Origin of the sequence: uncultured Desulfovibrio sp., assembly GCF_949282365.1 — a bacterium.
Lineage (GTDB): Bacteria > Desulfobacterota > Desulfovibrionia > Desulfovibrionales > Desulfovibrionaceae > Desulfovibrio.
On sequence record NZ_CASDOY010000029.1, the window covers coordinates 18,766 to 29,382 of the forward strand.

Sequence of the window (10,617 nt, forward strand, 5' to 3'; positions counted from 1 at the left end):
CTGCTGTGCTCGAAAGGGCGGGGGCTACGGCGTATAGGTCACGGCCAGGATCTGGGCCGGATCGTCGCCGTGCGCGCCCACATAGTGGGGGACGATGGAGTTGTAGTAGATGGTCTCGCCGGCCTTGAGGTAGAAGGTCTCGCGGCCGTAGACCACCATCAGCTCGCCCTTGAGCACCAGGATGAACTCCTCGCCCTGGTGCGAGATGGTCTTGCGCTCGGCATCCTGCTCGGGATAGATCTCGATGAAAAAAGGCTCCATGTTGCGGTCGCTCTTGCCCTTGCCCAGCGCCTGGTAGATGTAGCTGGAACGGGGGGTGCGGCCGGTGTGCAGGGCGGGGTCCACGCTGCCCAGCTGGTCGATGCGGGAGATGATGGGATCGCGGGTGAACTGGTCGTCCAGGAAGGTCCCCAGACGCACGCCCAGCGAACGGGCCACCTTCTGCAGGGGCCCGATGGTGGGGTAGATCTCGTCATTTTCCATGCGTTCCAGAAAATTGACGGTCAGCCCCGTATTCTGGGACAGGGTCTCAAGATCGACGTTCCTTTCCTCGCGGAACGTGCGGATGCGCTTACCGACACTGCTTTTTCCGGCCATGTCTGTCTCCTGTTGCAGCCTGTGCAGAAAAACCAAGGGATGAAAAGTGTCCTGAAAAATATCATAAAGTCTTGGGGCCCCGCAAGGCGGCAGTCCGCCTCGTAGCGCAAAGGCGAAAAATAGGTTAGGTTCGTTGCCATGACACAGCGCAAACGTGCGGCCCTGCTGGCCGCGGGACAGGTCCAGGGCGTGGGCTTCCGGCCCTTCATCTATCGGCTGGCCGTGGAAGGCGGCCTTTCCGGCAGCGTGGGCAATACCTCGGACGGGGTGCGCATCGAGGTGCAGGGCAGCCCGCAGGCCGTGGACGGCTTCGCCCTGCGCCTGCGCCGCGAACTGCCGCCCCTGGCCCGGCTCACCCGGCTGGACGTCAGCGAGATCGCGCCCGTGGACGACGAGACGGATTTCGTCATCGTGGCCAGCCACGGCCATGCCGGGCACAGCGTGCTGGTCAGCCCCGATGTGGGCATCTGCGAGGACTGCCTGCGCGACATGCACACCCCCGGCGATCCGCGCTTCGGCTATGCCTTCACCAACTGCACCAATTGCGGGCCGCGCTACACCATCACCCGTTCCATCCCCTACGACCGCGCCACCACCAGCATGGCCTGCTTCCCCTTCTGCCCGCGCTGCGAGGCCGAATACCGCGACCCGCTGGACCGGCGCTTCCACGCCCAGCCCGTGGCCTGCCCGCAATGCGGGCCGCGCCTCTGGCTGGTGGACAATCCCCTGCTGCCGCCCGGCGGCGTCCTGCCCCCGGCCGGCGCCTCCCGGAGCCTGCCCGACGGCTGGCCCGGCCCGGACACCGCCCCCGGCCCGGCCGCCATGCGGGATGCCGTGGCGCGGACGGCCGCCCTGCTGCATGCCGGGCGCCTGGTGGCCCTCAAGGGCCTGGGCGGCTTCCAGCTGGCCTGCGACGCCCGCGATGCCCGCAGCGTGGCCCTGCTGCGCCTGCGCAAGCACCGGCCGCACAAGCCCCTGGCCCTGATGGTGCCCGATCTGGCCACGGCGCGGGAGCTGTGCCGCCTGGCCCCGGAACACGAGGCCCTGCTGCTCTGCCCGGAAAAACCCATCGTGCTCTGCCCGGCCCGGGCCGGCGTCCTGCCGCGCGCCATCGCCCCGGATACGGCCCACATCGGCCTCATGCTGCCCTACACGCCTCTGCACGCCGTGCTTTTCGACGAGCTGTGCCGCCTGGCCGCCGGGGCCGGGGAGCCCGCGCCGGTGCTGGTCATGACCTCGGCCAATGCCAGCGGCGAGCCCATCTGCCTGGGCAACCGCGAGGCCCTGCGCCGTCTGGCGCATCTGGCCGACGCCTGGCTGCTGCACGACCGCGACATCCTGGTGCGCGTGGACGACAGCGTGGCCGGGGTGCGTCCCCTGCCCCACGACGGACAAAAGGCCCCGGGCGCGGCGCCCTTCTTCTACCGCCGGGCGCGCGGCTATGTGCCCCGTCCGGTCATGCTGCCCGAAGCCTGGGGCGCGGACCTGCCCTGCGTGCTGGGCGCGGGCGGCGAGCTCAAGGCCACGCTCTGCCTGACGCGCGGCAACGAGGCCTTCGTGAGCCAGCATGTGGGCGATCTGGAGAACGCCCCCACCTTCGGCTTTTACGAGGAGGTGGCCCGCCACCTGCAGGAGCTGCTGGAAGTGCGGCCCGCCGCCGTGGTCTGCGACCTGCACCCGGATTTCCTCTCCGCCCGCCATGCCGCGGAACTGGCCCGGCGCGAGGGCCTGCCCCTCTGGCGTCTGCAGCACCACGCGGCGCACGCGGCCTCGGTGCTCACCGAACACGGCCATACCGGCCCGGCCCTGGCCCTGACACTGGACGGTACCGGCCTGGGCACGGACGGCAGCATCTGGGGCGGTGAACTGCTGCGCATGGAACTGGACGTCCCCCGCTGGCAACGGCTGGGGCGGCTGGCCCCCTTCCGCCTGCCCGGCGGCGAGGCCGCCATCCGCGAACCCTGGCGCATGGCCCTGGGCCTGGCCCTGCAGTGCGGGGCCGATCCCCGGCGCCTGACAGGCCTGTGGACGGCCCTGCCCGAACCCGCGCCGGAGGCGGGCGACGTCCTGCGCGCCCCGCAGACGGCGGCCGTGGCGGCCGTGAGCGAGCTGTGGCGACGTGGCCTCAACTGCCCGGCCACCTCCAGCGCCGGACGTCTGTTCGATGCCGTGGCCGCCGCGCTGGGCCTGTGCACGCACATCAGCTATGAAGGCCAGGCCGCCATCCGGCTGGAGGACGCCGCGGCCCGCAGCGCCCTGCCGGAACAGTGGTGGCGCATGGCACCGGGAGAACCGCTGGCCCCGCAGCCCGCGCACGACCTGCTGCCCGCTCCGCCCCTGGACGTGGAGGACGGGCTCCTGCAGCTGGACAGCGCGGCCCTGTTCGCCGCCGTGCTGGACGCGCGGGACCGTCTGCCTGCGGAAGACGTGGCGGCCCGCTTCCACTGGGAGCTGGCCCGGGGCTTCGCGGCCCTGGCCGCCCGCGCCGCCCGCGAGACCGGCATCCCTGTGGTGGGCCTTTCCGGCGGGGTCATGCAGAACGCCCTGCTGGCGCGCCTGCTGCCGCTCCTGCTCACGGCGCACGGGCTCACGCCCCTCTGCCAGCAGGAAGTGCCGCCCGGGGACGGCGGCATCTCGTTGGGACAGGCCGCCTGGGCCCAGGCCTGTTTGCGGGCCGGGCTGCCGCCGGAGGTGTAAGGCTATTTTGCACTATATCAGCCCTGACGGGAACGGCCACCTATTTTGCGCTTTCCACCTTTATAATAATATCTTTTCTTATATGGAAATCGTTTTCCAAAATATTGATAAGCACAACTAGGATGTACTAGGCGATGAGTAGCTCTGTTTGATTTAATAAACAATATAATTTTATCTATTATAAGTTCAATTTTTTTATACAGTTCGCCATTTTTTATTAAAGATATAAAATCATTCTTAAAGAAAAATGTACAACAATAGTGTTTATGATTTTCAAATAAAATACAAAATAAACATGGCATAATCTCATAACATACGCCATTTACATCATGTGGTGCCATCCAATAGCCAATATCAAGTACAACTGGAACAGAAGTAACTGGAATCCATTTTTCTGGAAAAAATTTATCAGGAAATAAAATAATACTTGATTTTAATATATCTATATTATGATTTTTAATATAAGACAAACATCGCTGACAATCGCGCTTACTCTGCACACAATCCACGACCCATACCATTTGCCTGCCATCTTGGGAATAAAATTGTTCCCGTGCACACCGCTCCTCAGGGGCGATAGAAGAGTGTTGGAATTCCACAACAAGATTGTGTTCCGTCAGAATGTCGGCGATATGTTTTTCGCCGCTCTGCGCATCCTTCAGGATGCGTTCCTGCCATGCTTCAGGAAAACAGTTTTTCCAGCCAAGGTGCCAGTCCGTCTCCTTTCCTGTGGCCCAAGTATCGGAGCATTGTCGTTTATGCGCCCAGTGATGGGCTTTCTTTTCCCCGCACTTGGCTAAAACAGGTGCGCCACATTCAGGGCAAACCCCTGTCAGCCCTTTTTCTGCTATACGCCTTTGACCATCCACCAGAGCAAAACGCATACTCCCTCCGCAAAATCTAAGCCCAAGTAAGCCCATTCCTGTAAGTCTACATGATGAAAAAATAGCGGGCAATAGATGCTGCACATACTATAAGCCCATCCCTTTCCCTAGCGCCTGACTCCTCGTCACGCGCATCCCTACACGAACAGTTTTCCCCTTACTATCCTTGTTTTATATTTATCATATTGAAATAAAATGATAAAAAAGAAAAAATGCTTTTTTGGCTTTTTTCGTTGACAGGCCCGGGCTTTTTGGGCAGTATGCATTTCTGCCGAGGGGCTGTAGCTCAGTTGGGAGAGCGCTTGAATGGCATTCAAGAGGTCAGGAGTTCAATTCTCCTCAGCTCCACCAGAATGGAAATCAGGGTTTCCGGGCTGCCGCTCCGTTATGGCGGCAGACGACGAGCCCGCCAGACATGCCGCGTCCCTGTCCCATCCCCGACGCGGCGACAGATCCCTGCCCGCTTCCATCCCGTCCCGCCTTGCCGCCACCTCTCCGTTCCGGCTCCGGTCCGATGCGGGGCCCCGCTCCCCGTCCTGCTCCCGGCCCCCGTGCAGGTGCAAGACCCGCTGTCGCGGCGTCCGCTTCCTTTTCCTCCCGCTCCCTGCCCGCCTTACCGCCGCCTGCCAGGGCACGGATGCGACGTCCGCCCCCTGTCCGTCCCGCTCCCTGCCCGTCCTGTCGCCCTGCGCTGGCCGTCAGTATCCCCGCCGTCCCCCCGGCGCTCCGTCCCTCCAGCCAGGAGACAGCCGCCTGCATCTGCGGATGCGCCTTCCCCGCCGCCCTCCGGCCTTCCGGCACGTTCCCGTCTTCCGGCGCGCATGGCAGGCATGTAACGCTTTGTGACATTCCCGGGACAGGGGCCGTACGGCGTTGCCCTTTTTCCCTTAGCGCGTTACTAGGAAGGAAAGGAGCTGTCTTTTTCATGGGATAGCAGGCACATCAATCGAAGGAGGAAGATGATGAAAGCACTGTTCGCCTGTCTGGCCATGTTCTGCGCCCTGTGCGCGGCCCTGCCCGCCCAGGCCCAGCCCATCCCCGGCGCCAAGTACACCTACACGCTGAAAAGCGTCATGCCCGTGGCCGGTCGCCAGGGTGTGGCCTGCGACGGCAAATTCATCTATGTGAGCTGCAGCAAGGCCCTGTACAAATACGACATGAACGGCAAACTGGTGGCCGAGAACAAGAACCCCTTTGAAGGCTACTCCATCCCCTCCAACCATATCGGCGACATCGACGTCTACAACGGCGAGCTCTATGTGGGCGCCGAGAACTTCATGGACGGGGTGGGCAAGGACATCCAGATCGCCGTCCATGACGCCAATACCCTGAAATTCAAGCGTACTTTCAAGTTCGAACCCAAGTCCGGGCAGGAAGAGGTCTCCGGCATCACCGTGGATCCGGTCAAGAAGACCGTGTGGATGTGCTCCTGGGTGGGCGAGGAAAGCGGCCGCTACCTCTATGAATACGACCTCAAGGGCAACTATCTGCGCAAGGTGCATCTGCAGCCCGTGCCCCAGTGGGTGCAGGGCGTGTTCTACTACGACGGTTCCCTGTTCATGACCGCCGACGACGGCACCGCCGACGACAACGAGCCCGACCACCTCTACCGCATCGACATCACCTCGGCCAGCAATGCCCACGTCTACATGGAAAAGGTCTTTGACGAAGCCATCAAGCAGGGCGAGATCGAAGGCCTGTGCGTGGATCCCTCCACCGGCGACCTGCTGGTGCACATGAACCGCGGCGCGCGCATCGTGCTGGGCATGGGCAAGGGCTTCTACCCCGGCTACACCGAAGAGATCCACGAAATCTACCGCTACGAAATGAAGGCCAAGCGTCCCCCGCGCCGCTAGGCCGCTGTTTGACGAATCCGCAAGGGCCGCCTCCGGGCGGCCCTTTTGCATGCCGCAGCCCCGTCCATCCCCGTACGGTCCCGCGCCCGTGCGTACGGCCTCCCGCCCCGTGCGCGCCGCATGTCCCGAATCCCCGCAACGGGCTGGTCCGCCGCGCCCGCAGCTTCGCCCCGCCCGGCCGGTCCCGCATCCGCAGGGCCGCCGAACGCCCGGCAAGCCTCCCTTCCCCCGGCCTGACGCCAGGCTCCCGCGACAGCCGCGCGGACGGCCGTGTCTTCCTGTGGCGCGCCGTCTCGGGACAGCGGCGCCCGCCCGCACAGACGGCACTCCTCCCCGTGCCGCGCCTCCCGCCCGTCTCGCGCGCGTCCCCGCTTGACGCCGCCCGCCCCGCCCGCTATGCCCATGCCGTATCATCCTGAGGAGACCGGCATGGACCTGCACAAAATACTGCTCATTTCCCTGGGGCATCTCAGCTGCGACATCAACGGCGGCGCGCTGCCCTCGCTGATGCCCTATCTGGCCGGGGCCCACGGCTTCAACTATCAGGCCGCCGGGGCCCTGATGTTCGCCTACTCGGCCACGTCCTCCCTGGTGCAGCCCGTGTTCGGCTATCTGGCCGACAGGCACGCCCGCTCCTGGTTCGTGCCGCTGGCCGTGCTGCTGGCGGGCGGCAGCCTGGGGCTGGTGGGCTTTCTGGACAGCTACTGGGCCATCTTCTTCACCCTCATGCTCTGCGGCGTGGGCGGGGCCCTGTTCCATCCCGAAGGCGCCCGCTACGCCAATCTGGTCTCCGGCAGCCGCAAGGGCGCGGGCATGAGCATCTTTTCCGTGGGCGGCAACAGCGGTTTCGTGGTGGGCCCCCTGCTGGTGGCCGGCTCCACCGCCCTGGCGGGCCTGCACGGCACGGCCGTGTTCCTCTTCCTGGCCCTGGGCACGGCCTCCTTCCTCTTTTTCCATATGCGCGGCTGGCAGCGCGAGCTGCCCCGCCCCGCCGCCGCTCCCGGCCAGGCCGAACCGCGCAACGACTGGCATGCCTTCGGCGTGCTGACCCTGGTCATCGCCTCGCGCTCCATCCTTTTTCTGGGTTTCAATACCTACATCCCCCTGTACTGGCACGACGTCTTCGGCCGCAGCGAGAGCTTCGGCGCGCTGATGCTGGCCTTTTTCTGCGTCTGCGGCGTCAGCAGCAACGTGCTGGGCGGCTTCTGGGCCGACAGGATCGGCTATGCCCGCATCATCCGCCTTTCCTGGTGGCTGGCCCTGCCCGCGGCCCTGGCCTTCGCCTGGGTGGACAGCATGTGGCTGGCGGCCCTGCTGCTGGCCCCGCTGGCCGTGGGCCTGTTCGCGCCCTTCAGCTCCATGGTGGTGCTGGGCCAGAAGCTGCTGGCGCGCAACATGGGCTTCGCCTCCGGCGTGACCCTGGGCCTGCCCATGACCGTGGGCGGCATGGCCATGCCCCTCCTGGGCTGGATCGCGGACGATTTCGGCGGTCTGGGCGTATCCATGGCCTGCCTGGTGCCGGTGGCCGCCCTGGGGGCCCTGGCCTCCCTGCGCCTGCCTGACGACATGGCCGGCGGAGGCCGCGCATGAAGCGCATCGCCGCCATGACGAGCCCGCTGGGCCTGCTCTGGCTGACGGAAGACTCGGGCTCCCTGGTCGCGCTGGACAGGACCGCTCCCGCCTCCTGCCCGGCGGACGGACTGCCCCTGCCCGACGTCCCCGCGCCCTGCCCCCTGCTGCGCGAGGCCCGCGACCAGCTGCGCGCCTACTTCGCGGGCAGGCTGCGCCGCTTCGACCTGCCGCTGGCGCCGCAGGGCACGCCCTTCCAGCAGCGCGTCTGGCGGGCCCTGCAGGACATCCCCTACGGCCGTACCTGCTCCTACCGCGAGCTGGCCGCGGCCGTGGGCAATGCGCGCGCCTGCCGCGCCGTGGGCCGGGCCAACGGCCGCAATCCCCTGATGATCGTCATCCCCTGCCACCGGGTCATCGCCGCCGGCGGCGGGCTGGGCGGCTACAGCGGCGGGCTGGACTGCAAGCGCTTTTTGCTGGCCCTGGAACACGATGTCCTGTCCGGGAGCGGGGCAGGGCCCGATGCCGGCAGGAAGACGGGGCCGGTGGTTGCCTCCTGTGGCAAGTAAGGATACCGTGCGGGAAGATGCGCCTTCCTGTCGCCCGGGCGCCGGGCGGCCCCGCAGCGGGGGACGGGAGGGGCATGGTTTTGTTGCGAACACGCTTCCTGCAGCCCTTTCGGACGGTGTGCGGCCATGGACAAGATCCCTACCATCTGCATTGTCGACGATGACGAGGAAATCCGTTCCCTGCTTTCCGACTATCTGAGCCGTAACGGTCTTTCCACCTGTACGGCGGGCGATGCCGCCGAGTTCCTCGAGATCCAGCGGCGCGTGCCCTGCAGCCTGATCGTCATGGACATCATGCTGCCCGGCATGAACGGGCTGGAGCTGTTCCGCACCCTGCGCGCCGAATCCACGGTGCCCGTCATCTTCCTCACTGCTCTGGGGGACACCACCGACCGCATCGTCGGGCTGGAGCTGGGCGCCGACGATTATTTGAGCAAGCCCTTCGAGCCGCGCGAGCTGCTGGCCCGCATCCGCACCGTGCTGCGCCGCACGGAAGGCGCGGCCAGGCGCGAGCTGCCCGAGACCACGCCCCTGCAGTTCGCCGGCTGGCTGCTGGACCGCAGCGCCCGCCATCTGGTGGCCCCGGACGGCGTGGTGGTCTCCCTGAGCGGCACGGAATACCGCCTGCTGGAGATCTTTTTGCAGAACCCGCAGCGCGTCATGAGCCGGGACGAGCTGCTGGAGCGCACCCAGGGCCGCAATGCCGTGCCCTATGACCGCAGCATCGACGTGCAGATCAGCCGTCTGCGCACCCGCCTGCGCGACAACGGCCGCGAGCCCCAGCTCATCAAGACCGTGCGCGGCGACGGCTATGTGCTGGCCACGGACGTGCGCCCGCAGTTCGTGCGCCCCGCCCTGCCCGCCGACGCCCCCGTCCTTTCCGGCAAATAGCATGCGCGCCTTCTTCGCCCGCCTCCTGCGCAAGCTGACGCCCGCCACGCTCTCCGCGCAGCTGGCGGTCACGCTCATCGGCGGCATCATCCTCCTGCATGCCGTGGCCACCTTCACCGTGCAGCTGCTCGAGGAACGCCAGGCCGCCCGCTCCGCCCTGCTGGAACAGGCCAACAGCCTGGCCCTGTCCCTGCAGCTCCTGCACGCCGAACCCTTCGAATACAAACGCTCCCTGCTGGAACGCCTGGAACGGCTGGACGTGGTCCACCTGAGCCTGGGCGACACGCCCGATCCCGCCCGGCAGGCCCCGGACGAACGCTCCCTGTACCTGCGCCAGTGCCTGGGCCGGAACCTGGCCAGTCTGGAAGCCCGCCTGGACGCCCGGACCATGCTGACCGAAGTGCAGCGCGTCCATGTGGCCGACAGCATGAATCCCACCCTGCGCCGCCATGTGCCCTGGACCCATGTCTATGAGAGCCGGGTCAGCGTCCGTCTGGAGGACGGCAAATGGCTGTGCGTCGTCATCAGCAGCGACGCCCATGACTTTTCGCCCAGCAGTTCGTCCGTGGGCATGCTCATGCTCGAGGCCGGGCTGATCGTCCTGCTGATCCTGCTGGTGGTGCACCGGGTGGTGCGGCCCCTGCGCCTGCTCTCGGGCAAGGCCGAAAGTTTCGGCCGCGACCTCCATACCGCGCCCATGCCCGAGGACGGCCCCGCCGAAGTACGCGAGGCCGCGCGGGCCTTCAACAAGATGCAGGAACGCATCCGCGCCAGCGTCGGCCAGCACCGGCGCATCCTGGCCGCCGTGGCCCATGACCTGCGCACGCCCCTGACCCGCATCCGCCTGCGCGTGGAGAGCATGGACCCCGGGGATCCCCTGCGCGCCAAGCTGCTGGGCGATATCGGCATCCTCGGCGGCATCATGGCCAACAGCGCCGAGCTGACCCGCGACGCCCTCCGGGACGAGCCCCCCGTGCGCATGGACATGAACGCCCTGCTGGACAGCCTGGTCTCCGACCGGCAGGACATGGGCCAGGACGTGCGCCTGGAAGGGAGCTGCCGCCAGCCCTGGACCGTGCGCCCCAACAGCCTGCGCCGTTGCCTGTCCAACCTGCTGGACAATGCCCTGCATTATTCCGGCAGCGTCCGCATCCGCGTCGGCGAGGAGGCGGAAGACGTGCTGCGGATCGAGGTGCTGGATCACGGCCCCGGCATCCCGCCCGAGCTGCTGGAGCGCGTCTTCGAGCCCTTTTTCCGTCTGGACGAGGCCCGCAGCCCGCATACCGGGGGCAGCGGCCTGGGCCTGAGCATCGCCCGCAGCATGGCCTGCCGCAACGGCGGCGAACTGAGCCTGCACAACCGTCCCGAAGGCGGCCTGTGCGCCCGTCTGCGCCTGTACCGCACGGCCGGCGGCAAGACCTGCTAGCCCGGCCTTGCGGCCCGCGCGCCCGCTCTGGATGCCCGCTCCGGCCGCCGTGGGGACGCCACCGGAGGGCGGCACGGGACGCCACGCCGGCAGGGCACCGCCCATGCCGTGGCCGGCGCCCGCCTGCC

At 66.6% G+C, this 10,617-nt stretch carries 8 protein-coding genes and 1 tRNA gene; 7 read left to right on the forward strand and 2 right to left on the reverse strand.

Translation table 11 applies throughout. From position 1 onward, the window contains the following. Positions 1-24: 24 nt before the first annotated feature. Entirely contained in the window at positions 25-597 is a 573-nt protein-coding gene (locus Q1X76_RS06880) for a cupin domain-containing protein (RefSeq protein ID WP_300718885.1), read from the reverse strand. Positions 598-735: 138 nt separating this feature from the next. On the opposite strand from Q1X76_RS06880, the gene hypF reads away from it, so the two are divergent. Next, a complete protein-coding gene (gene hypF / locus Q1X76_RS06885) occupies positions 736-3,294 on the forward strand; it encodes a carbamoyltransferase HypF (protein WP_300718886.1) in 2,559 nt (852 codons plus the stop codon). 17 nt (positions 3,295-3,311) lie between these two features. Here the strand turns inward: hypF and Q1X76_RS06890 are convergent, their stop codons facing one another. Further along, a complete protein-coding gene (locus tag Q1X76_RS06890) occupies positions 3,312-4,178 on the reverse strand; it encodes a competence protein CoiA family protein (protein WP_300718887.1) in 867 nt (288 codons plus the stop codon). A gap of 275 nt (positions 4,179-4,453) precedes the next feature. On the opposite strand from Q1X76_RS06890, the gene Q1X76_RS06895 reads away from it, so the two are divergent. From Q1X76_RS06895 to Q1X76_RS06920, 6 genes are all read left to right on the forward strand, one after another. Beyond that, a tRNA-Ala gene (locus Q1X76_RS06895) sits at positions 4,454-4,529 on the forward strand. Positions 4,530-5,137: 608 nt separating this feature from the next. Next, the gene (locus Q1X76_RS06900) at positions 5,138-6,034 is read left to right on the forward strand and encodes a hypothetical protein (RefSeq protein WP_300718888.1); all 897 of its coding nucleotides are present in this window, start codon (positions 5,138-5,140) and stop codon (positions 6,032-6,034) included. 429 nt (positions 6,035-6,463) lie between these two features. Beyond that, positions 6,464-7,624, forward strand: a complete 1,161-nt coding sequence (locus Q1X76_RS06905) for an MFS transporter (RefSeq protein ID WP_300718889.1) — start codon at positions 6,464-6,466, stop codon at positions 7,622-7,624. Next, positions 7,621-8,172: a methylated-DNA--[protein]-cysteine S-methyltransferase gene (locus tag Q1X76_RS06910; RefSeq protein ID WP_300718890.1), complete on the forward strand. Its 552-nt coding sequence runs from the start codon at positions 7,621-7,623 to the stop codon at positions 8,170-8,172. Before Q1X76_RS06905 ends, Q1X76_RS06910 begins: the two co-directional genes overlap by 4 nt. Positions 8,173-8,298: 126 nt before the next feature. After that, entirely contained in the window at positions 8,299-9,063 is a 765-nt protein-coding gene (locus Q1X76_RS06915) for a response regulator transcription factor (protein WP_300718891.1), read from the forward strand. A gap of 1 nt (position 9,064) precedes the next feature. Then, positions 9,065-10,489 carry an ATP-binding protein gene (locus Q1X76_RS06920; RefSeq protein ID WP_300718892.1) on the forward strand — a complete coding sequence of 475 codons (1,425 nt, stop codon included), beginning with the start codon at positions 9,065-9,067 and terminating at the stop codon, positions 10,487-10,489. Positions 10,490-10,617: the final 128 nt, after the last annotated feature.

Coding starts and splice junctions, on each gene's coding strand:
- Q1X76_RS06880 (WP_300718885.1), bottom strand. CDS start 597: ATGGCCGGAAAAAGCAGTGTCGGTAAGCGCATCCGCACGTTCCGCGAG.
- hypF (WP_300718886.1), top strand. CDS start 736: ATGACACAGCGCAAACGTGCGGCCCTGCTGGCCGCGGGACAGGTCCAG.
- Q1X76_RS06890 (WP_300718887.1), bottom strand. CDS start 4,178: ATGCGTTTTGCTCTGGTGGATGGTCAAAGGCGTATAGCAGAAAAAGGG.
- Q1X76_RS06900 (WP_300718888.1), top strand. CDS start 5,138: ATGATGAAAGCACTGTTCGCCTGTCTGGCCATGTTCTGCGCCCTGTGC.
- Q1X76_RS06905 (WP_300718889.1), top strand. CDS start 6,464: ATGGACCTGCACAAAATACTGCTCATTTCCCTGGGGCATCTCAGCTGC.
- Q1X76_RS06910 (WP_300718890.1), top strand. CDS start 7,621: ATGAAGCGCATCGCCGCCATGACGAGCCCGCTGGGCCTGCTCTGGCTG.
- Q1X76_RS06915 (WP_300718891.1), top strand. CDS start 8,299: ATGGACAAGATCCCTACCATCTGCATTGTCGACGATGACGAGGAAATC.
- Q1X76_RS06920 (WP_300718892.1), top strand. CDS start 9,065: ATGCGCGCCTTCTTCGCCCGCCTCCTGCGCAAGCTGACGCCCGCCACG.